The organism is Lacticaseibacillus zeae DSM 20178 = KCTC 3804, from assembly GCF_000260435.1.
Taxonomy (GTDB): Bacteria; Bacillota; Bacilli; order Lactobacillales; family Lactobacillaceae; genus Lacticaseibacillus; species Lacticaseibacillus zeae.
Genome location: NZ_BACQ01000025.1, coordinates 1 through 22,025, shown reverse-complemented (window position 1 = coordinate 22,025; position 22,025 = coordinate 1). Strand labels below are relative to the sequence as shown.

At 48.9% G+C, this 22,025-nt stretch carries 18 protein-coding genes and 2 pseudogenes; 19 read left to right on the top strand and 1 reads right to left on the bottom strand.

Annotation, left to right across the window (positions count from 1 at the left end; translation table 11 throughout):
• The 7 genes and pseudogenes from yfmH to rny form a co-directional block, all read left to right on the top strand.
• On the top strand, positions 1 to 834 hold an 834-nt coding region (yfmH, locus tag GSO_RS15555), incomplete at its 5' end, for an EF-P 5-aminopentanol modification-associated protein YfmH (RefSeq protein WP_010489455.1).
• Positions 819 to 1,547, top strand: coding sequence for an elongation factor P 5-aminopentanone reductase (gene ymfI, locus GSO_RS04525; protein WP_010489453.1), 729 nt, complete (start codon positions 819 to 821; stop codon positions 1,545 to 1,547). The genes yfmH and ymfI, both read left to right, overlap by 16 nt.
• Positions 1,548 to 1,633: 86 nt before the next feature.
• A pseudogene (locus GSO_RS15550) lies at positions 1,634 to 2,571 on the top strand (helix-turn-helix domain-containing protein).
• Positions 2,568 to 3,161, top strand: coding sequence for a CDP-diacylglycerol--glycerol-3-phosphate 3-phosphatidyltransferase (pgsA, locus tag GSO_RS04515; RefSeq protein WP_010489451.1), 594 nt, complete (start codon positions 2,568 to 2,570; stop codon positions 3,159 to 3,161). Before GSO_RS15550 ends, pgsA begins: the two are co-directional and overlap by 4 nt.
• Positions 3,162 to 3,434: 273 nt before the next feature.
• Positions 3,435 to 4,676, top strand: a complete 1,242-nt coding sequence (locus GSO_RS04510; RefSeq protein WP_010489449.1) for a competence/damage-inducible protein A — start codon at positions 3,435 to 3,437, stop codon at positions 4,674 to 4,676.
• Between the two features lie 54 nt (positions 4,677 to 4,730).
• Positions 4,731 to 5,783, top strand: coding sequence for a recombinase RecA (gene recA / locus GSO_RS04505; RefSeq protein ID WP_010489448.1), 1,053 nt, complete (start codon positions 4,731 to 4,733; stop codon positions 5,781 to 5,783).
• Between the two features lie 591 nt (positions 5,784 to 6,374).
• Positions 6,375 to 7,946, top strand: coding sequence for a ribonuclease Y (gene rny / locus GSO_RS04500; protein WP_010489446.1), 1,572 nt, complete (start codon positions 6,375 to 6,377; stop codon positions 7,944 to 7,946).
• Positions 7,947 to 8,085: 139 nt separating this feature from the next.
• Here rny and GSO_RS04495 read toward each other — a convergent pair whose 3' ends face one another.
• Positions 8,086 to 8,739 carry a YigZ family protein gene (locus GSO_RS04495; protein WP_010489444.1) on the bottom strand — a complete coding sequence of 218 codons (654 nt, stop codon included), beginning with the start codon at positions 8,737 to 8,739 and terminating at the stop codon, positions 8,086 to 8,088.
• 27 nt (positions 8,740 to 8,766) lie between these two features.
• Here GSO_RS04495 and GSO_RS04490 point away from each other — a divergent pair, with 27 nt between their 5' ends.
• The 12 genes and pseudogenes from GSO_RS04490 to GSO_RS04435 form a co-directional block, all read left to right on the top strand.
• Positions 8,767 to 10,029 carry a DEAD/DEAH box helicase gene (locus tag GSO_RS04490; protein ID WP_010489442.1) on the top strand — a complete coding sequence of 421 codons (1,263 nt, stop codon included), beginning with the start codon at positions 8,767 to 8,769 and terminating at the stop codon, positions 10,027 to 10,029.
• Between the two features lie 157 nt (positions 10,030 to 10,186).
• Complete coding sequence (locus GSO_RS04485) at positions 10,187 to 10,705, top strand: ComF family protein (RefSeq protein ID WP_010489440.1); 519 nt, start codon at positions 10,187 to 10,189, stop codon at positions 10,703 to 10,705.
• Positions 10,706 to 10,829: 124 nt separating this feature from the next.
• A complete protein-coding gene (gene hpf, locus GSO_RS04480) occupies positions 10,830 to 11,387 on the top strand; it encodes a ribosome hibernation-promoting factor, HPF/YfiA family (protein ID WP_010489439.1) in 558 nt (185 codons plus the stop codon).
• Positions 11,388 to 11,655: 268 nt separating this feature from the next.
• On the top strand, positions 11,656 to 14,019 hold the full coding sequence (gene secA / locus GSO_RS04475) for a preprotein translocase subunit SecA (protein ID WP_010489437.1): 2,364 nt from the start codon (positions 11,656 to 11,658) through the stop codon (positions 14,017 to 14,019).
• Positions 14,020 to 14,159: 140 nt separating this feature from the next.
• Positions 14,160 to 15,276 (top strand): peptide chain release factor 2 gene (prfB, locus tag GSO_RS04470; protein WP_155807520.1). Its coding sequence is split into 2 segments (ribosomal slippage): positions 14,160 to 14,231 and positions 14,233 to 15,276, totalling 1,116 coding nucleotides; the frame shifts between segments, so codons are not numbered across the junction.
• 77 nt (positions 15,277 to 15,353) lie between these two features.
• On the top strand, positions 15,354 to 16,040 hold the full coding sequence (gene ftsE, locus GSO_RS04465; RefSeq protein WP_010489433.1) for a cell division ATP-binding protein FtsE: 687 nt from the start codon (positions 15,354 to 15,356) through the stop codon (positions 16,038 to 16,040).
• On the top strand, positions 16,030 to 16,917 hold the full coding sequence (ftsX, locus tag GSO_RS04460; RefSeq protein WP_010489431.1) for a permease-like cell division protein FtsX: 888 nt from the start codon (positions 16,030 to 16,032) through the stop codon (positions 16,915 to 16,917). The genes ftsE and ftsX overlap by 11 nt, the downstream gene beginning before the upstream one ends.
• A gap of 192 nt (positions 16,918 to 17,109) precedes the next feature.
• Entirely contained in the window at positions 17,110 to 18,219 is a 1,110-nt protein-coding gene (locus tag GSO_RS04455; protein ID WP_010489428.1) for a PDZ domain-containing protein, read from the top strand.
• Positions 18,216 to 18,923 (top strand): response regulator transcription factor, encoded by a 708-nt coding sequence (locus GSO_RS04450; RefSeq protein ID WP_010489426.1) that lies wholly within the window; start codon positions 18,216 to 18,218, stop codon positions 18,921 to 18,923. The genes GSO_RS04455 and GSO_RS04450 overlap by 4 nt, the downstream gene beginning before the upstream one ends.
• A complete protein-coding gene (gene pnpS / locus GSO_RS04445) occupies positions 18,916 to 20,583 on the top strand; it encodes a two-component system histidine kinase PnpS (RefSeq protein ID WP_010489425.1) in 1,668 nt (555 codons plus the stop codon). Before GSO_RS04450 ends, pnpS begins: the two co-directional genes overlap by 8 nt.
• Positions 20,584 to 20,673: 90 nt before the next feature.
• The gene (locus tag GSO_RS04440; protein ID WP_010489423.1) at positions 20,674 to 21,540 is read left to right on the top strand and encodes a phosphate ABC transporter substrate-binding protein PstS family protein; all 867 of its coding nucleotides are present in this window, start codon (positions 20,674 to 20,676) and stop codon (positions 21,538 to 21,540) included.
• A 147-nt stretch (positions 21,541 to 21,687) separates the two neighbouring features.
• Positions 21,688 to 22,025 (top strand): annotated as a pseudogene (locus GSO_RS04435) (phosphate ABC transporter permease subunit PstC); the annotation flags it as partial.

Sequence of the window (22,025 nt, the reverse complement as noted above, 5' to 3'; positions counted from 1 at the left end):
GAAAATCTTTTTCCAAATCATCCGGCACACGTTGATGTGGCAGGAACCGCAGACAGCATTGCCAAAATTACGCCGGAAATGCTTTATACGATTCACCGGATTTTTTACCAACCTAGCAATATGACGTTGGTGATTGTCGGCAATATTGATGCTGCCGAAATCATTGACTTTGTTGCCGATAATCAGGCTAAGAAGCATTTTCCGGAGCCGCAGCCCATTGTGCGCGGCGTCGAAGCTGATTTACAAACGGCCGACATTATCCCTTATCGCGAGTTGAAAATGCCGGTTAGCCGCCCAAAAACCTTAGTGGGCTTCAAGGGCCAGGTAGCGATCCCACAGACAACAGAGGGATGGCGGTATCAGCTGACCATCAGGCTGTTACTTGAAGTTCTATTCGGCGATTCTTCCCAGCTATACCAGGATTGGTATGATCAGGGGCTGATTGATGATTCATTTGATTTCGATTTTACCAATCAGCGCAGTTTTAGTTACGGGCTTGTCGGCGGTGATACCGATGATCCTCAAGCGTTGAGTGCCGCGATTAAACAGGTTTTACTGCACGCAACGGCACAGTCTGATTTGACGAGCGAGCGGGTTGAGTTGATCAAGCGCGCTTCGTTGGGTAAGTATTATGCTGGACTGAACGGCCTGAATGGGGTTGCAAATCAATTGAGCGCCTTGAGTTTTGGTCAGGCACGGCTATTTGATTTTCCGCAGGTTTTGAACAGTATTAGCTTCAATGACGTCAAGGAACTGATTCCCAAAATTTTCCAATCTGACGCCTTGACGGTTTTGACCATGCTTCCGGAGGGGCAATCATGGGAGCTGCACTGATTATTGGCGCGTCAGGTGATATTGGTCAGGCGGTCGCTACGAAAATGGCGGCAGATGGCTGGTCGCTATATCTTCACTATTATCGTCACGAGAAAATCGTAACGGATCAGGTCAAGACCTTTCAAGCGGCTTATCCGCAACAGGACTTTATTCCGCTTCAGTATGATCTGACCGATGATCGGCATTTAGACGCGTTAACTGCGCAGCTATTTAGTCTTGACGCGGTTATTTTTGCTGCCGGGATGACTTATTATCATCTTTTCAAAGAAACGACCGTACCTGAAATGACGGCGTTGATGCGAGTGCATTTATTGACGCCGATGGTGCTGTTAACCAAGGTGGAACATAAGCTTGCGCAATCCGGACATGGTCGGGTGATTTTCATCGGTTCGGTCTACGGTGGAACCGGTTCGGCGATGGAAGTGGCTTATAGCACGGTAAAGGGAGCGCAAAGTGCGTTTGTCAAAGCTTATGCGCAAGAGGTGGCAAGCCTTGGCATCACGGTTAATGTTGTTGCTCCAGGTGCGGTGTCGACAAAAATGAATACGCAGATGTTTGATCAGTCATCGTTAGCCAAGGTCCGGGCCGAAATTCCGGCGGCTAGGTTTGCGACCCCGCAGGATATTAGTTACTATGTCACTATGCTGACTGCCAAAGATGCTGCTTACCTGACAGGCCAGACCCTTTACGTCACAGGTGGCTGGCGCATCTAGCAAACAAAGGATTTCTTAAGGCTTACAGATGGTTTTTCATGCTATACTAAAAATGGTTAATAAAAAATAGCGGGTGAAGAAAACATATGGATGAAATTGGGCAAAAATTACGGGACGCCCGGATTGAAAAGGGTTATACCATTGATGATCTGCAACAGATCACCAAAATCCAAAAACGCTATCTGATTGCCATCGAAGAAGGACATTTCGATGCGCTGCCAGGTGATTTTTATGTGCGTGCTTTCATCAAACAATATGCCGATACGGTCGGTCTTGATGGCGATGAGCTTCTAACGCAGTTCCAGCAGGATATTCCGGAACCACAACCAAAAAATATGCTGCTCAATCAGTTGAAAATAAGACGCGCGCAACCCGTGCTGAAGAAGCCAGTCCAGTCAACCGATTGCGGCGTTATTTACCGCAGATAGTAGTGGCGGGTATCTTTGTTGTCGCGATCATTGTCGTTTATGGCGTGATGTTGATGTCACAATCAGGACCGAAGCAGACGATACCTGCAGATTCTGAAAGCGTTGCGGTTTCGTCTAAACGCAGTAGCGCAAAGTCATCAAAATCATCGAAGTCGTCAAAAGCGTCCTCAAAGTCCAGCAAGGCATCCGCTTCAAGCAGCTCCAAGCCATCTGAAAAAGCGTCCAAGCAGAAGAAAGAAAAGAGCGGTAAACTCGATATTTCTGTCGCGGCTGCTAATGGCGCAACACAGGCGGTTACGCTCAAAAATCTGCCGACTACCGGCAACAAGCTTACTTTAGGTGCTAAGGGAGCAACGGCATGGGTTTCAGTGATTGTCAATGGTACGACCACTTGGCAAGGATCTTTAACATCCGGCAATACGCAAGAAGTCTCACTGCCGGATAACGCATCAACCTTCCAAGTCCGTTCTGGTAATGCAACGGCAACAACCATCAAACTGAATGGCAAAGACGTTGATATTTCAAACGGAACCAGCATCGTGCGGACAATCACCTTCACAAACAGTACCAGTGAAAGCGAGGGGTCCCAAGAATGAATCTTCCAAACAAGTTGACGTTGATCCGGATTTTCTTAATTCCGGTTTTCACGTTGTTGCTTGCGTTTAATTGGCCAGCGGGTTATCTGACCATTGCAGGAACCAAGGTGGCGTTAAGTTGGTTCATCGCATTGATTATTTTCATCATTGCGTCACTCACCGACTTTGCGGACGGTCATATTGCCCGTAGTCAACACTTAATAACCAACTTTGGTAAGTTTGCCGATCCGTTGGCGGACAAGCTGTTAGTCATGACCGCCTTTATCTTTTTAACCGCTGCCGGCCAGATTCCAGCATGGGGAACGGCGATCATTCTCTGGCGGGAATTGGCTGTGACCGGTTTACGGCTCCTGCTCTCCAATAAAGGTGAAGTTCTCGCAGCGGCGTGGCCCGGCAAGATTAAAACCAACACCCAGATGTTTGCAATTATTTTTCTGATGTTAAACAACGCGTGGTTTAACAACATCAACGTGCCGTTTGCGCTGATTCTCTTCTACGTCGCCGTGTTCTTCACCATTTATTCAGGGGTGGAATACTTCTACAAAAATCGCGCTGTCTTCGCTGATTCGTTTGGTTCGAGTCATGAATAAGTTTGGTAAAAAACCCAGGTCAGGTGATCTGGGTTTTTTAGTACGCAGACTTTTGCGCCAGTGTGGGCTATGTAAGCCGGTAGTCAGGGGACCACACAGTCTTGTTGGCAAAGGCTGTTTTGTGCAATCGCAGGTAGTAAAATGGATTGTAAGCAAATAGCAGCGTTTTTAATGTGAGATGCGTCACGTTGCAATGGCCTTTATCCAGAAAGTTTTGATTTGAAAAAGGGAAAAAAGAATTAAAGTCGAACTCTATTGTTAGGTGGGAAAGATATGCAAGCAGAAATTATTGCTGTCGGAACTGAAATTCTGATGGGACAGATTACTAATACTAATGGCGCCTATATGGCTAAACAGTTGGCCGCTTTAGGCATTGCCAGCTATCATCAACAGGTTGTCGGTGACAATGCGCAGCGCCTGGCTGATGCGATCAGCTTAGCCGAAAAACGCAGTGACATTGTGATTTTGATCGGTGGTTTAGGACCCACGCCAGATGACCTGACGAAACAAACGTTGGCGGCTCATCTGAAATTGCCGTTGGTTGAAGATGCGGATGCCATGGCAAAACTGGCGGCGCGGGTAAAACAACAGCAACGGCCAATGACGCCAAATAATAAGTTACAGGCGATGTATCCGCAAGGTGCTGATATATTGGTTAATCGTGTCGGGCTGGCAGTCGGTGCCTGGGTCGAACAACACCAACATGCCTATGTACTACTGCCTGGGCCGCCTAAGGAATTTATCCCAATGGTTGATCATGAGCTATTACCTCGTTTGGCCAAGTATAGCGGCCACCATGAAGCTTTTGTCAGCCGCGTGATGCGCTTCTTTGGCGTTGGTGAATCACAACTGGTGACGGATTTGGGTGACTTGATTGCCAAGCAAACGAATCCGACATTAGCCACTTACATCAAGGACCATGAGGTGACCATTCGGGTGACAGCTAGCGGTGAGACCCAAGCAGACGCTGAAGCAAAATTGGAACCGGCGATTGGCGCCATTATGGATCGCGAGGGACGTTACTTTTATGGTTATGGTGACGATAATAGCCTCGCTAAAGAGTTGGTCAAGGCATTAGCAGCGACTGACAAGCAAATAACGGCAGCGGAGAGTTTGACGGCCGGCGCATTTCAGGCAGCTTTGGGAGATGTGCCTGGCGTCTCGAATTATTTCAAAGGTGGCTTCGTGACGTATGCATTAGCCACTAAAGCAGCATTTTTGAACATTGATGCCCGCAAATTAGCGGCTCATGGGGTAGTGAGTGAATTTACCGCCAAAGCGATGGCCGAGCATGCCCGTCAGCGGGCTGCGGCCGATATTGCAGTCAGTTTTACCGGCGTGGCCGGGCCCGACACACTGGAAGGACAGCCAGCGGGGACAGTTTGGATCGGCTTGGCGAGGATGGGCCAGGCGCCGGTTGCACAGGTTTATCATTTTCCCGGTGGCCGCAATGATGTGCGCAAACGCGCGGTTATGACCGGCATGATGATCGCATTGAAGAGCTTGCGGGATTAATGTTCGGAACGATTGAAAAGTTGGATCGGCAGCAATGACAGGGGGCGGCAGGAAGTGGCAGACACAGAACGACAAGAGGCATTAGCGACTGCATTAAAAAAGATTGAAAAGAATTTTGGCAAAGGTGCCATCATGAAAATGGGTGACAAGGCTGATACGCAGGTTTCCGCCATTTCCAGTGGCTCACTTGCGATTGACGAAGCGCTTGGCGTTGGTGGACTACCACGCGGGCGGATTATCGAGATGTACGGTCCTGAAAGTTCCGGGAAAACCACCGTTGCCTTGCATGCGGTGGCAATGGTGCAGCAGCATGGCGGAACCGCCGCGTATATTGATGCGGAAAATGCCATGGATCCTAAGTATGCGACCGCGCTGGGCGTCAATATTGATGAACTGTTGCTCTCTCAACCGGATACTGGAGAACAAGGGCTGGAAATTGCTGACGAATTGGTCGCTTCCGGAGCAATTGATATTCTGGTGATTGATTCGGTGGCGGCGTTGGTACCCCAAGCCGAAATAGATGGCGATATGGGCGATGCGCACGTTGGCTTACAGGCGCGACTGATGTCACAAGTGTCACAAGCGTTGCGGAAGCTGTCTGGCAACATCAGTAAGACGAAGACCATTGCCGTTTTTATTAACCAGATTCGCGAGAAAGTCGGCATCGTTTTTGGCAACCCAGAAATAACGCCAGGTGGTCGGGCCTTGAAGTTTTATGCAACGGTGCGGTTGGAAATTCGCCGTTCCGAACAGATTAAAAACGGTGCTGAAATTATCGGCAATCGTACTAAAATCAAGGTCGTTAAAAATAAAGTGGCGCCGCCTTTTAAAGTGGCGATTGTGGACATTATGTATGGCCGCGGCATTTCGCAAAGCGGTGAACTAGTCGATATGGCGGTTGAAAAAGACATCGTTGAAAAGTCCGGGTCGTGGTATGCCTATCAAGGTGAGCGAATTGGCCAAGGACGCGAGCATGCCAAGGCTTATCTTGAGACTCATGAGGAAATGCGTAAAAAGATTGAGGGGCAAGTGCGTGAGGCTTACGGGATGCCGTTAAATCAGGTGATCGAAGTGGACGATCCGGATGAATCGGCGCGAGCTTCATGACAATGTCGACTTGTTAAATGATTCGGAAATTGAATAGTGAAATTCATGTTGTACAGACACTAGCCGCGGATTTTGGGTTAGTGTCTTTTTGTTTTGGGATTGGAAAATAAGGGGTGTGAGGCAATCCGGTTCCGAAACGTGCTCGCAGGCCCAGAAACCTGCACATAAGGACCCCGGACCTAAATGGCTAAAGACCGATTCATGATTTGTTATAGAGGACGATGATTGGCCGATACTGCACGGAAACGCGTTCACAGGCCCAGAAACCTGCACATAAGGACCCCGGACCTAAATGGCTAAAGACCGATCGATGATTTGTTATAGAGGACGATGATTGGCCGATGCCGCATGGAAACGCGTTCGCTGGCGCAGGAGCCTGCGTGTAAGGACCTTGGTCGCAATGGCCAAAGACCGGCCATCACGCCCAAGGCCGCTTACACTCCAGCTCCTAAACGCGCCAGCTCACGCTCTTGCCCTGTTGACACCTTCATTGCCAGCACGTAAACTGATAGAGGTGTAATAATTTAAAAAGCATCAAAGATTTTGATCAACAAGATGATTGAATCGCTTAGATGATGCGGAGGTGAAATGATGAGTTCAGTAACACTGGTCTCAATAACCCTCGCAGCAGTCATCGCTTTAGCGGTCGGTTTATTGATCGGATTTGCACTTCAAAAGAAGCTCCACCAGAACAGTTTGGATCGAGCGACGCAGACAGCAGAAGGTATCATTGAGGCCGCTAAAAAAGAAGCAGCGACTTTAAAAAAAGAGAAACTGCTGGAAGCAAAAGATGAGAATCATCGCTATCGAACCCAACTTGAAGATGAATTGAAAGATCGGCGGGCGGAAGTCCAGAAGTCGGAACATCGACTGAATCAGCGGGAAGATACTCTGGATCGGCGTGATGATACGCTGGATCGTAAGGAGCAGAGTCTTGCTGACCGAGAAGCAAATTTGAACAAGCGGCAGCAACAGCTAGATGAACGTGAACAAGATATCTCTTCAGAAATCAGCAAACAACAGACGGAGCTTGAACGAATTGCCGAGTTAACGCATGAACAGGCTCGGACTCAGATCCTTGATGAAACGCAATCGGAATTGACGCATGAACGCGCTGTTATGATCAAAGAAAGTGAAGATGAAGCTAAGGAAGCTGCGGATAAGAAAGCCAAGGTACTGATCGCGGATGCTATCCAGCGCAGTGCTTCGGATATCGTTGCAGAAACAACGGTTACCGTAGTGAACTTGCCTAATGACGACATGAAAGGCCGCATTATCGGTCGTGAAGGTCGCAATATTCGGACGCTTGAGACTTTGACGGGCATCGACTTGATTATTGACGATACCCCACAAGCCGTTGTTTTGAGCGGCTTTGATCCGATCCGGCGAGAGATCGCCCGGATCGCCTTGGAGAAGCTCATTCAAGATGGTCGGATTCATCCGGCACGCATTGAAGAAATGGTTGATAAAGCACGCAAAGAAATGGATGACCGTATCCGAGAAATTGGTGAACAAGCCATTTTTGACGTGGGCATTCATAACATGCATCCTGATCTGATTAAGATTTTGGGTCGGTTGCATTTTCGGACAAGTTACGGCCAGAATGTCCTGGATCATTCGATTCAGGTTGCAAAGCTGGCCGGTGTCATGGCTGCTGAATTAGGAGAAGATGTTACCTTAGCAAAACGTGCGGGGTTATTACATGATATTGGTAAGGCACTCGATCACGAGGTAGACGGATCTCACGTTGAAATCGGGGTTGAGCTGGCAACAAAGTACAAGGAACCAAAGACGGTCATTAACGCCATTGCATCCCATCATGGTGACGTTGAGCCGACCAGTGTCATTTCGGTGCTGGTCGCCGCCGCTGATGCTATTTCCGCCGCTCGCCCAGGCGCACGGTCGGAATCGCTTGAAAATTACCTGCATCGCTTAGAAAAACTGGAAGCCATTGCCAACAGTCATGCTGGCGTTGATCACAGTTTCGCGATTCAGGCTGGTCGCGAAGTACGCGTGATTGTTCAACCGGAAAAGCTCTCTGATGATCAGAGTGTGATTTTGGCACGGGACATTCGCAATGAAATCGAAAAAGAATTAGAGTATCCGGGTCACATCAAAGTTACCGTGATTCGTGAAACCCGAACCGTTGAATATGCTAAATAAACACGCGGTGAGCCAACGCTAGTGATTGGATGCCGAGTGTCGCGTCAAAAAGATCCGCAAGATGAGCCTTGTCTTGCGGATCTTTTTTGTACCCCAATGACTGCTGACGATTTTTTGAGTCACAATCTGTCCGCAACCGTCATTCCCGATTTTTGGCAAATGGATATGGTGCCTCGCGATACTCACTCTGACCGATTTTCGGTGAAAACTGACCATTCAGAAAATCATTAATCAACGCTAATGAAGCCTCTAGTTGGTCTTCATCCAAGTACAGCGTCATGGTGACATTCACGCCGTAATCAATTTTGGCAATGGTGAGGTGATGGGTGGTCAAAAAGTGTTGTAACGGTTCAAGATCGGCATAAGGGATCTGGAATGTGACCGTTTTTTGCTTGATGCGCGCCACAATGCCGATGGTTTCAATGGCGTTGTTGACGTTGCCGGCATAGGCGCGAATCAGTCCGCCGGCACCTAGTTTGATGCCGCCAAAATAGCGGGTCGTGACGGCTACCACGTCGCGGATGTTGTGGTTCAGCAAACCTTCTAGCGTAGGGCTTCCAGCGGTTCCGGAAGGCTCGCCGTTGTCGCTTGCCCGCTGAATCTGACTTTCATCGCCGAGAACATAGGCATAGACATTGTGATTGGCTTTGGCATTTTCGTGGCTGATTTGGTCAATGATGGTTTTGGCTTCATCCTCGCTTTGGATGCGGGCTAAATGGGTGATGAAGCGCGATTTTTTGATGATCCGGGTGTAATTTCCGGTTTCTTTAATAGTGAGATATGGCTTGGTCATGCGTAATCTCCTTTTGAGGTGATAAAAATGGATCTTGCTGGGGCACAACTCACCCAACCTGAGCTGGCACGGTTGGCTGTCTCTAATATAGCACAGGCCACCGTGGTACCGGCATTGGTTAAAGATAAGGGTCATTGGCGCTGTCAGCGGTGCCGCAGCCAGTCGCCAGTGGCATTGCCGGATGGCCGCTACTATTGTCCGGAATGTGTGACGCTGGGCCGACTAACTGACCGGGATAGCCTTTATCGATTTGTCCAACCACATCAGCCAGTTGGAGACGGTCGACTGACTTGGCACGGTACACTCACGCCGGACCAGCAAGCAGCCTCAGATGCGTTAATGGCGAGTGTGACGGCTGGCCGCGATCATCTCATCTGGGCAGTCACCGGTGCAGGGAAAACCGAGATGCTATTTCCAACCGTGGCGCGAATGATTCAGCAACAAGGACGCGTTGCGATCGTCTCACCGCGAATTGATGTTATCCGAGAACTGGCACCCCGATTTCGCGCAGCATTTGCAACGACACCGATTACCGTGCGTTATGGCGGCCATTTTGATCAGACGGATAGTGACTTGCTATTGGCGACAGTGCATCAGCTGCTGCGATTTTATCAGGCGTTTGACCTGATTGTTGTTGATGAGGTTGATGCGTTCCCCATGAACGGCACGCCAATGTTGCATCAGGCCGTTCAGCAGGCACGCCGCGGATCAGTGGCTTATTTAACCGCAACGCCGGATCGGGTGTTGAAAAAAGCGTTGTACAACGGTCTGGGTGTTAGCAGGCTGTTTCGCCGGTTTCATGGGCATCCCCTACCTGTTCCGACTATTCGATTGATGAATCTGCAAAAAGTGCCGCGCCAACTCCCGACTGCGATGATCACGTGGATTCGCCAGGTCCTCGCAACGGAGCGAGTTTGTTTGTTATTTGTACCAAAAATCAGTTGGGCAGAGCAGGTTGCGGATGTGCTGCGCCAACTGGGTTTAAAAACTGCTGGGGTAGCCAGTACCGATCCGCAGCGGGCCGAAAAAGTCATGGCATTTCGGCAACGGCAACTCGATGTTCTGGTTACGACCACCATTTTGGAAAGAGGGGTGACAGTCACCCAGTGTGCGGTGGGGGTGATTGCAGCCGCGGATCGGGAATTCTCGGCTGCGGCTTTGATTCAGATTGCGGGCCGTGCCGGACGGGCGGCGGACAGCCCAGATGATCCGGTCGTGTTCTTCACGGATCGCTATACGCTGGCGTTATTGGTCGCTAAACGCCAGATTGTGATGATGAACGGAAGGTGATGGTATGCGTTGCATCGGATGTGATCGACCCACCGACCGCAGTTTGCAACTGACGACTTTATTTGCGCATGGACCACTGCTGGCACCGAGATTATGTCACAGTTGTTTAAGTCGCTTTTGCCCGATAACCGGGGCGACCTGTGCCGGATGCGGGCGGATGCAGCCTACCGAGCAATTGTGTTCGGATTGTCGCAAGTGGGAACGCCAAGGAACGCTTTTACATAATCGGGCGTTATTTACATATGATGCTAGCATGAAAGCGTGGATTTACCAGTATAAAGGGCTTGGCGATTACCGACTGCACGTGGCGTTTCAGGATCTGATCGCGGCGCGTTTGCGGCATGCGTCTGCACTTGTGCCGATTCCGAGTGAGCCAAAGCATTTTGAATTACGCGGCTTTGATCCGATTCTCGGCTTATTTGGCTGCTTACGGTTGCGGTCGTGGTTGCGTAAAACGGCCACCGAGCGACCACAAGCCCAAAAGACCCGACAGGAACGCCTGAAGACACCGCAAAGTTTTCATGTTCTGGTGCCGGAACAGACGTTGAACCGGGTTCGGCAAATCACACTGCTCGATGATTTGTATACGACTGGACGGACTTTATACCATGCACGCGATGCATTGGTGGCAGCCGGTTTTAAAGGAACAATTGACGCGTTGACATTAATTCGCTGAATTGCGGCTTTTGTTGTGTCTGACTGCAACATTCGGGTATAATGAAATTGAAGATTGGAAGGGTTTTATCCCAGCCAATCAGCGTGTAAGCATTTGGTTACACGCAGGAAAGGGGAGAAGTTTTATGCTCACATACAATGTTCGTGGCGAAAACATCGAAGTCACCGAAGCCATCAGAAATTACGTGGAGAAGCGAATTAGCAAACTGAACAAGTTCTTCGGAGGTTCAGTCACTGCGACGGCGCACGTCAATTTGAAGGTTTATCCGGATAAGACAGCTAAAGTCGAAGTGACGATCCCACTCTCGTTTTTGACCCTGCGTGCGGAAGAAACCAGTCCTGATTTATACGCCAGCATTGATCTTGTAACTGATAAGCTGGAGCGGCAGGTTCGCAAGTTCAAGACGAAGATCAATCGTAAATCCCGTGAAAAAGGCTTTGGGCAAATTGATGTTGACACCAGTGCACCAGCTGAGCCAAAGCCAGCCGAAGATGATGATAATCTGACGGTGGTACGGACAAAGCGAGTTTCATTAAAGCCAATGGATTCGCAGGAAGCCATTTTGCAAATGGATATGCTGGGCCACAACTTCTTCATTTTCGAAGATGCCGATACAAATGGTACGAGCATTGTTTACAAGCGTCGTGATGGACGTTACGGCCTGATCGAAACCAACGAATAAATAAATACCCTTTAAACAAAAACAAGGCTGCTGATTTTCCGGCAGTCTTGTTTTTGTTTGGTAAGCGCGGCAACCATTTGCTTTCATTGGCTGGCATTAAGTTTGGTGGCATTCATGTTCTGGGCATCACGACTGAGTTAAATAACCGAAAATGTCATCATGGTATTTTCAATCTCCCCGTGAAAATGTTAAGATGTTACAATGTATCAATGTTAGAATGATTAAAGTGTGTTAGATTCACGAGGTTTCGACAGAGAGGAATCCATTTATGGCCAATATTCTTAGAAAATGGGTCGAAAGCGATAAGCGAGAGATCGGTCGCCTCGGCAAAATCGCTGATCAGGTTCAGCGCTATGAAGATGAATATGCAGCATTATCTGATGAACAATTAAAAGCAAATACCCAGAAATTTAAAGATCGGCTTGCAGCAGGCGAAACTCTGGACGATATTTTACCAGAAGCTTTTGCAACTGCTCGTGAAGGTGCCAAGCGGGTTTTGGGACTGTTCCCGTTTCGGGTTCAGATTATCGGCGGCATCGTGTTACACGAAGGTAATATTGCGGAGATGAAAACCGGTGAAGGTAAAACTTTGACCGCTACCATGCCCGTTTATTTGAATGCCTTGACTGGCAAAGGTGTACACGTTGTTACGGTTAACGAGTACCTATCCACCCGTGATGCCACGGAAATGGGCGAGTTGTACAACTGGCTTGGCTTGAGTGTTGGGCTGAATCTCAACTCCAAGAACAGCGATGAAAAGCGCGAAGCCTACAATTGCGACATTACCTATTCGACCAATAGTGAACTTGGGTTTGATTACCTGCGGGATAACATGGTTGTTTACAAGGAACAAATGGTTCAGCGTCCGTTGAACTTTGCGATTGTCGATGAAGTGGACTCCATTTTGATCGATGAGGCGCGGACACCGTTGATCATTTCCGGTGGTGCCGAGAAGACGACCGGCCTTTATATTCGGGCTGATCGGTTTGTGAAGACGCTGAAAGCCGATACCGATTACAAGATCGACTGGCCGACCAAGACTATTTCCCTGACAGAAAGCGGCATCCGCAAAGCTGAAAAGAATTTTGGCTTGGATAACCTGTATGACACGGAAAATACTGCGTTGACCCATCATATCGATCAAGCCTTGCGCGCTAATTATATTATGCTCAAGGATATCGATTATATGGTTTCCAACGGCGAAGTTCTGATTGTCGATCAGTTTACCGGTCGTGCGATGGAAGGCCGGCGTTATTCTGATGGCTTGCATCAGGCAATCGAAGCTAAAGAAGGCGTCCAGATTCAAGATGAAAATAAGACGATGGCCAACATCACTTATCAGAACTTCTTCCGGATGTATAACAAACTGGCCGGGATGACGGGGACGGCGAAAACCGAGCAAGAAGAATTCCGCGAAATTTATAACATGGAAGTTATTTCGGTGCCGACTAATAAGCCGGTTATTCGAGTTGATTCGCCCGATGTTCTTTATCCGACACTGGATGCCAAGTTCAATGCCGTTGTTGAAGACATCAAAAAGCGCCACAAGAAAGGCCAGCCAATTTTGGTCGGGACCGTTGCAATTGAATCGAGTGAACGGTTGAGTAAGCAGCTTGATGAAGCCAAAATTCCGCACACTGTTTTGAATGCGAAAAACCATTTTAAAGAAGCGGAAATTATCATGAATGCCGGCCAACGTGGCGCGGTTACGATCGCGACCAACATGGCCGGACGTGGTACTGATATTAAATTAGGACCCGGTGTGACCAAATTAGGTGGGCTTGCTGTCATCGGGACCGAGCGCCATGAAAGTCGCCGGATCGATAACCAGTTGCGTGGTCGTTCCGGTCGGCAAGGTGATCCGGGCTCGACTCAATTTTATTTGAGCCTTGAAGATGATTTGATGAAGCGTTTTGGTTCAGAACGCATCAAAGCCATGCTGGATCGATTCAAAGTGGCTGACGATGATCAAGTCATCCAAAGCCGCATGATTTCCCGGCAAGTCGAGTCCGCCCAGAAGCGGGTTGAAGGGAACAACTACGATACCCGTAAGAATACGTTGCAATACGATGATGTGATGCGTGAACAGCGTGAGGTTATCTACAAGCAGCGGCAGCAGATCATTAATGAAAATGAGACGCTGAAGCCGGTCTTGATGGCGATGATCAATCGTACGATTACCCGAATCGTTCAAACCCATACGCAAGGCGAACAGAAAGACTGGAATCTGGATGCGCTGTATGCGTGGATCACCACGAACATGATTGATCCGGAGAAATTCAAGCGCAGCGAATTGGATGGTAAGTCACAAGATGAATTGATTGGTTTGCTGGCAGATCTGGCAGAAACAAACTTTAAACAAAAGAATAAGCAACTAGGCGATGATGCCCAGATGCTTGAATTTGAGAAGGTTGTTATCTTGCGAGTGGTTGACTCGGCTTGGACCGATCATATTGATGCCATGGATCAGCTACGTCAGTCCATTGGCTTGCGTGGTTATGGTCAAATGAATCCGTTAGTCGAATACCAAGAAGAAGGCTATCGGATGTTTGAAGAAATGATTGCCTCAATTGACGATGACGTTACCCGGCTGTTCATGAAAGCCGAAATCCGGCAAAATATCCGCCGTTAACAATGAACAGACGCCCCGGCACTGCAATTTTGACTTGCGGTACTGGGGTGTTTTGGGGATAGCGGTAGAAAAACGGTAGTCAAGCAGTTGGTTCAGATCGGACTGGCTCACGCTCACTTATTTGGGAAAGGATTTAAACAATGGAACTTAATGTTATGCGCAACACCTTGGCCGCCATGCGGACCAAAATAAATCAATTTAGGGGGTCACTTTGACCTCGATGCGTTGAACGAACGGATCACTGAAAATGAAGGCAAAATGGCTGAGCCGGGCTTTTGGGATGATTCTGAAGCCGCCCAAAAAGTGATCGATGCCAACAATGCGTTGAAGGAAAAGCATGACCGTTTTTATGCGCTTGAAAACGAGTTAGAGGATCTTGAAGCTGGTCTCGAGCTGTTGCAGGATGAACCTGATGTGGATCTGCAGCATGAAGAAGAAACCAAGATTAAGGATCTTCAAGACAAGCTCGATCATTACGAAATGCAGCTCCTTTTGAACGGCCCCTACGATCACAACAATGCCATTTTGGAAATTCATCCTGGCGCTGGCGGCACGGAATCGCAAGACTGGGGGTCCATGTTGATGCGCATGTATCAGCGCTGGGCCGACCAAAATGGCTTCAAGGTGGAAGTGGCCGATTATCAACCAGGTGACGAAGCCGGGATCAAAAGCGTGACGTTGCTGATCAACGGTGAAAATGCCTATGGATTGCTTAAAAGCGAAAAAGGCGTGCATCGGCTGGTGCGGATATCGCCGTTTGATTCCGCCGGCCGTCGCCATACCAGTTTTGCCTCCGTCGATGTGATGCCGGAACTCGATAATTCGATTCAGGTCGATATTCGTCCGGAAGACGTCAAAATGGAAGTGTTCCGGTCTAGCGGTGCCGGTGGTCAGCATATTAACAAAACCTCCAGTGCGGTTCGGCTGATTCATATTCCGACTGGCATTGTTACCTCAAGCCAGGCACAACGGTCACAATTCCAAAATAAAGCGACCGCGATGGCGATGTTAAAAGCCAAGTTGTATCAGCGTGAAGAAGAGGCCAAACGCGCCAAAGCCAAGGCAATTCAAGGCGAACAAAAAGATGTCGCGTTTGGCTCCCAGATTCGGTCTTACGTTTTCCATCCGTACACGATGGTGAAGGATCATCGAACCAATTACGAAACCGGCAACGGTAACGCCGTCATGGATGGCGACCTCAATCCTTTTATCAACGCTTATTTACAGTGGGGACTTTCGCAGAAAAATCCGGATTAAAACTGTAATCTGCCTGAAACCTTGCTGACTTAATCGCCTGTTATACTGTCTCTAGCTTAGAAAAAGGAGCAAAATGCATGATTCAAATGGAAAACGTGACGAAGCAATACGCTAACGGCGTCACCGCCATCAAGGATGTGAACCTTAAGATCCAAGATGGTGAGTTTGTTTACGTCATCGGGCCTAGTGGTGCCGGAAAATCGACGCTTGTTAAAATGCTATACCATGAATTGATGCCGACCAGCGGCACCATTAAAATTGATAACTTTGACTTTTCGACCATGAAGCCTTCAGAGGTACCATTCTTGCGTCGCCACATCGGCATTGTCTTTCAAGACTTTAAACTCTTGCCGCGATTGACCGTGTATGAAAATGTTGCCTATGCGATGCAGGTTATCGAAGCGCCGGATGACGAAATCAAAGACCAGGTGCTTGAAGTACTGGGGCTCGTTGGCTTGGAGCAGAAGCTGCGCCGTTTTCCTGATGAATTATCTGGTGGTGAACAACAGCGGGTGTCAGTTGCCCGTGCGATTGTGAACAAGCCAAAGGTACTGATTGCGGATGAGCCAACCGGTAACCTGGATCCGCAAACTTCCGATGAAATTGTCGATATCCTCGAACGGATCAACGCCAACGGTACGACCGTTATTATGGCGACGCATAACAAGGATATTGTCAATGAACGGCAACACCGGCTGCTTGAAATTGCCGGTGGTCGTTTAGTTCGTGACGAAGAAGGAGGCACATACGGCAATGAAGAGTAAAGTCTTTTTCCGCCATGTCAAAGATTCTCTGCGCAGTTTGCGGCGTAACGGCTGGATGTCAGTTGCCGCCGTCAGTGCCGTGACGGTAACCTTGTTACTTGTCGGCATTTTTATGGCATTAATCTTCAACTTGCACCACATTTCGCAACAGGTTGAAAATGATGTTCAGGTGCGGGTTTATATTGATAAAAAAACAACAGTTAAGCAACGGGATGAGTTAAAGAACAAGCTGAAGAAACTTGATCATGTCAATAAAGTGACTTACCGTTCCCGTCAGCAGGAATTGGATACAATTATCGGCGGTTACGGATCTCAGTGGCGGATGTTCTCCGGCGATCAGAATCCGTTAAGCGACGTCTATATGGTTAAGACGACCAGCCCCAAGGCAACGATAACCGTGTCTAAAGAGGCGCAGAAGCTGGATCATGTCGTTGATGCCAGTTACGGTGGCCGGACAGCGAAGAAACTCTTTAATTCTGTCGATCTTGCCCAAAAGTGGGGACTTGGCTTTACAATCCTGCTGCTGTTTGTCGCCGTATTCCTGATCAACAACACCATCCGAATTACGATTTTATCGCGTTCCGACGAAATCAGAATTATGCGGTTAGTCGGCGCAACCAATTCCTATATTCGGTGGCCGTTCTTACTTGAAGGGGCATGGACCGGCTTGTTCGGGGCAATCCTGCCGATCGTTGTTGTTGATGTCGGTTATGCCGTTGTCTACCATAGTTTCAGCATGGCTAACGGCGCCAGTGGCTATTCACTGTATGCCAATATGCCATTCCTGTTCTGGTTAGACTTGATGCTAGCCGGCATGGGGATCGTCATCGGCGCGCTCGGATCGGTCATCTCAATGCGGCGGTTCCTGAAGTTTTAGAGCATCAACCACTATACGAAAAGTCCGCTTAGTTAAATTGACAAGAAAAGGATCGCTCTGGACATGAGTGATCCTTTTTATGTGCCTCAATACCGCCTCCGCATCACTGAGCCATCTCCGATTGCCCAAACCTTATAGGAGCAGCAGTTGATTTCTGCTATACTGTTTACAGTGAATAGTGGAGGGTTACGAATGGCAGTGATCATTGCCTTACTTATCAGCCCGGTTGGTTTGGCGTTTTGGCTAGCCTTAGGGTTGACGATTTTGTTTGCGGTTCGGCGCACGGGCCGTGAACGCCACCAGTACTTACGGGCGATTCACCCCAAACATATTGAGATTGCTCGGTTTTTTTGGGTAGGTATCCTGATCGGTATTGTGGTATCCGCCATCTCGGTTTTGGCGCGACTTCAGGTCAGTTTAGCTGCCTTATTGGCTATAAGCGGTTTGACCGTGATTGCCTTGATAGTGTCTGCATGGTCTTTTAGTCCATGGTGGCTAGGTCTTGCAAGTTTAGCCGCGTTTATTCGATCAGATTATTCTGATACAGATGGAATGCTGGCAGCTAATTTGGCGCTTTTGATCGGGCTGCTTTGGCTTGCCCAGGCTGTGCTGGCATGGTTGAATCATGGCGACCAACTTGAATCGCCGGTTATTTTGACAGATCGGCGCCAGCGAAAAAGTGCTGCGTTTCGGTTGCGGCAGTTTTATTGGGTACCGTTGTTGGTTCCGGTGGTTCCTACTCAGGTTGACGAGTTGCCGGTTTTGACAGTGATCATTCAAGCATTTGCGATCGTCGGCCTGCCTTTGGTCTTAGGTGCGTCATTTACGTCACAGTATGATCGGGCGAAAATGCATTGGCAACGCAGCTGGCCGTGGTTTGCCGGCGCAGGTGGCGCATTAGTCGCATACGGCGTCGCTGCACGATTACTGTTCCTTCCTGCAGTTGCGAGCGCCATCGTGCCTGCATGTATCAGTGTTATTCTTGGAAGCGGGTTACTCTGGCAAGGCCATAAGGTGTACCTGACAGTAACGCGCACTGATCGCGGCGTTGTTTTAATCGGGGTTGTGCCTGATACCCCGGCAGCACAAATGAATCTGCAACCCGGAGATCGGGTGCTTTCCTGTAACCACATCGCGGTGAATAGCGCCAGTGAATTGTACAATGCCATTCAAAAGGAACCCACTTATTGTCGCTTGCGGCTTCAACAGGCAGATGGTGAATTGCGCCTTGCCGAAACCGCAATTTTTGCCGGTGCGCCGCATGAACTTGGTATGATTTTATTCCCGGAGGAGACAGCATGAAGAAGATCTTGATTGTTGATGACGAGCCAGCCATCTTGACGTTGCTGCAATATAATTTAGAAACCGAACACTATCAGGTGGAGACAGCAACAGATGGGCAAGAAGCCTTAGACAAGGTACGTAGCGAACCGTTTGATTTTATTATCCTCGATCTCATGTTACCAAGCCTGAGCGGACTGGATGTTACCCGCAAGATTCGTGAAGATAAGATTCAGACCCCCATCATGATTCTGACGGCGAAGGATAATGAAACGGACAAAATTGTGGGACTTGAATTGGGTGCCGACGACTATGTCACCAAACCGTTTTCGCCACGGGAGATCATCGCACGGATCAAGGCTATCGAACGGCGTAGTCAGAGCCAGCCGCAAACCACGGCGCGCTCCGGTAACGACAATCAGATTACCGTTGGCCAAATTACCATCGATCCGGAAAACTATAAAGCTAGCAAAGCCGGTCACCGGCTGCAACTGACCCCTAAGGAATTTGAGTTGCTGGTTTATTTTGCCCAGCGAGTAGGTAAGACCTTGTCTCGTGACGCTTTGTTAAATGGCGTCTGGGGGTTTGATTATCCAGCTGAAACCCGCATGGTCGATATTCAGGTCAGTCATTTACGGGATAAGATTGAAACCGATCCAAAACATCCGGATTATTTAAAGACAGTTCGAGGATTTGGTTATCAAATGGAGGCACCACATGAATAAACGGGTTTTTCGCCGTGCACTTGTTATTAGTCTGCTATCACTGGCAGGCTTTTTTGTGCTCGTGACAACAGTGAATCAACAAATCGTTCACCAGCAGGCACGTGATCTTCGCCGGGTGGCCAGAACTTACGTGACGTCTGATCATGATGGCGTTGATCGCCAGGCGCTGGCTGAATCAGAAGCGGCTTTTATCACGATCATTCCGGATAATCCTCAGACCACCAGACAGAAGGTAATGGCTGATGCGTTGCGAGGACGCCGCGCTAAGGCTTTCGTCACATCAGTCAATGTTTATGGGCGAACGGAGCAGGCTTATCTGTTTCGGGATCACGGTCAATGGGTTGCCGTTAGCCGGTATAAATCAAGCGTATGGACCACGGCGCCAGAGCAATTTTGGATTCTGACACTGATCTTCGCGGCCTTAATTGCGCTGATTCTACTCTGGCTTTTCCGCTCTGAACATCAGTATCAGGAAGCCATCCGGGTCATGAGCCACAATCTGGATCGCATTCGGGAAAAAAAGGAACCCGATCCGGTGATTTTGCCGCCGAAGTCACCATTTGTACCTGTGGCACAGCGAATCAATGCGCTCGCCGCTGAACAGGCGCATCTCCGCGAAAAAGTAGCTGTGCGCCAGTCGAGCTTTGATCGCTTAATCGACAACCTACCTTTAGGCGTCATGTTGATTGACACAAACAAAGACGTCATTTTGCATAACCATGCCATGTCGCAGCTTTTAGGGCATCAGATTCCCCAACCGCGTCACAGTTATCTCGACGATGTCAAAACTTACGCGCTTGCGCGGATGATTGAGCATACCTTCCGCCATGAAAAGACTCATCATCAGGAACTAACCGTCTTGGCGACCCAAAAGTCGGTGGATGCCTCCGTTATTCCGTTGAATCAAGGCATTAGCCGGCTACAGGTATTGGTGATTTTATATGATGTCACCTATCTCCGACAAGTTGAAAAAATGCAGCTGGATTTTGTTGGCAATGTCAGCCACGAATTAAAGACACCGGTTACCGCGATTGCCGGGTTTGCGGAAACCTTGTTAAACGGGGCTAAAAATGATCCGGCGACTCTGGATAAATTTTTAGGCATCATTTTCGATGAAAGTAAGCGACTCACCCAGCTGATCAATGATATTCTGACACTGAGCCGGCCGGAAACCAATCAGGCGGTGCAAGCGACAGTTGCGCTTAAGAAGCTGGTTGATGATGCCTTACGCAATCTGGATAAAGTGATTAAAGATAAACAAATTCGGGTTGAAGTTGCGATTGCACCGGACTTGCAGATTGTTACCGACGAACGTAAGCTGACCCAGATCGTACGGAATCTTTTGAATAATGCTGTCTTTTACAATCGCCTAGCCGGTCACGTAACGATTACCGCACAAGTCGTAGGCGATCACTTATCATTAGCGGTGGCGGATACGGGAATCGGCATTCCGGAAGAAGAACAGGCCCGTATTTTCGAACGCTTCTACCGGGTCGATAAAGCGCGCAGCCGGCACAACGGTGGCACCGGATTGGGCTTGGCCATCGTGGCTGAACTGGTGAAAAGTATGGATGGCCGTGTTGCGGTTAATAGTCAGGTTGGGGTTGGCTCAACCTTTACCGTAACATTGCCGGTCGGCCAGAATAATCGTCCGGCTTAACGTTGATGTTTACACAACCTTTACATTCAACAGCATGAACATTTACACACAGCTGATAAGATGGTTGGAGCTTGAAATGGAGGATTTCGTGTGAAAAAAATTGTGACCCTGTTTACGATCATGCTTCTGGCGTTTATGGCAAGTGCATGCGGCAGCAGCAGTAATAGCAAACAGTCAGGTGAATCCATTACCGCAGTTGGATCAAGTGCGCTGCAGCCATTGGTTGAAGCAGCAGGTGAACAATATCAGACGGAACATCTCGGCGTCTTTATTAACGTTCAAGGCGGCGGGAGCGGAACCGGATTGAGCCAGATCCAGCAAGGGGCTGTTGATATTGGCAATTCGGATCTTTTCGCTGAAGAAAAACCGGGCATAAACGCTAAAAAGCTCGTGGACCATAAAGTAGCCGTTGTTGGCATTGCGCCGATTGTTAACCCGGACGTCGGGGTCAAGAATGTCACGATGGCCCAGTTGCAACAGATCTTCCTAGGCCAGATCACCAATTGGAAGCAGTTGGGCGGCAAGAATGTGCCAATCGTTTTGGTTAACCGGGCGCAAGGATCAGGAACCCGGGCAACGTTTGAGAAGTGGGTGCTTCAAGGCAAACAACCGATTGCCGCGCAAGAGCAGGATTCGACTGGGATGGTTCGCCAGATTGTCGGCAGCACGCCCGGGGCCATTTCGTACGTTGCCTTTTCCTATATCGATAAAACGGTTCAGAGTCTGTCGGTAGATGGGGTTGCGCCGACCGATGCCAACGTGACCACGAACCGGTGGCGGATCTGGTCGTATGAACACATGTACACGAAAGGCCAGCCGCGCGGGCTAACCAAGCGATTTTTGGCGTATATTATGTCATCACCGATTCAAAAAAAGCTGGTGCAGAAAATGGGCTATATCCCGATGACCCAGATGAAGGTCGTTCGTGATGCCAGTGGCCATGTTAGCAAGCAATAACTGCACAACGGCAGCTTTTTGACGGGCACTTTGCAGCCAAGTGCGATGTGAATGTGACGTTTGGCAACCAAAGTACACGGATCGTTGTCAAAAGGGGCCATTTATTGACATGCACGGTCACGGTGATGAGATTTTAGGAGGGTTATGATGGATCCAATTCGAGAAGCGATGTTAAAAAAATCGCGGTCAGCCAAGTTAGAGCGGCGCGGCAAAATGATTAGCCTATTTTGTATCACCCTAATTGTGATTGTGGTGGTAGCAATCTTTTTCTTTGTTGCATCAAAAGGACTGGCAACATTTTTCCAAAACAAAATCAATCCCTGGTCGTTCCTGACTAAGAGTGTTTGGAACCCTTCGATTAAGGATGCTCATGGAAATCCCGAAGTCGGGGCTTTACCGATGATTGTCGGGTCTTTCGGGGTCACGTTCCTGTCGGCGATTATCGCGACGCCTTTTGCTGTCGGAGCCGGCATCTTTATGACCGA

Excerpts from the sequence above, each read along its gene's own strand:
- rny (WP_010489446.1), top strand. The coding sequence starts at position 6,375 with ATGAGTTCAGTAACACTGGTCTCAATAACCCTCGCAGCAGTCATCGCT.
- pgsA (WP_010489451.1), top strand. The coding sequence starts at position 2,568 with ATGAATCTTCCAAACAAGTTGACGTTGATCCGGATTTTCTTAATTCCG.
- pnpS (WP_010489425.1), top strand. The coding sequence starts at position 18,916 with ATGAATAAACGGGTTTTTCGCCGTGCACTTGTTATTAGTCTGCTATCA.
- hpf (WP_010489439.1), top strand. The coding sequence starts at position 10,830 with ATGCTCACATACAATGTTCGTGGCGAAAACATCGAAGTCACCGAAGCC.
- GSO_RS04495 (WP_010489444.1), bottom strand. The coding sequence starts at position 8,739 with ATGACCAAGCCATATCTCACTATTAAAGAAACCGGAAATTACACCCGG.
- GSO_RS04450 (WP_010489426.1), top strand. The coding sequence starts at position 18,216 with ATGAAGAAGATCTTGATTGTTGATGACGAGCCAGCCATCTTGACGTTG.
- GSO_RS04455 (WP_010489428.1), top strand. The coding sequence starts at position 17,110 with ATGGCAGTGATCATTGCCTTACTTATCAGCCCGGTTGGTTTGGCGTTT.
- GSO_RS04490 (WP_010489442.1), top strand. The coding sequence starts at position 8,767 with ATGGATCTTGCTGGGGCACAACTCACCCAACCTGAGCTGGCACGGTTG.
- ymfI (WP_010489453.1), top strand. The coding sequence starts at position 819 with ATGGGAGCTGCACTGATTATTGGCGCGTCAGGTGATATTGGTCAGGCG.
- secA (WP_010489437.1), top strand. The coding sequence starts at position 11,656 with ATGGCCAATATTCTTAGAAAATGGGTCGAAAGCGATAAGCGAGAGATC.
- ftsE (WP_010489433.1), top strand. The coding sequence starts at position 15,354 with ATGATTCAAATGGAAAACGTGACGAAGCAATACGCTAACGGCGTCACC.
- ftsX (WP_010489431.1), top strand. The coding sequence starts at position 16,030 with ATGAAGAGTAAAGTCTTTTTCCGCCATGTCAAAGATTCTCTGCGCAGT.
- GSO_RS04485 (WP_010489440.1), top strand. The coding sequence starts at position 10,187 with ATGCAGCCTACCGAGCAATTGTGTTCGGATTGTCGCAAGTGGGAACGC.
- GSO_RS04510 (WP_010489449.1), top strand. The coding sequence starts at position 3,435 with ATGCAAGCAGAAATTATTGCTGTCGGAACTGAAATTCTGATGGGACAG.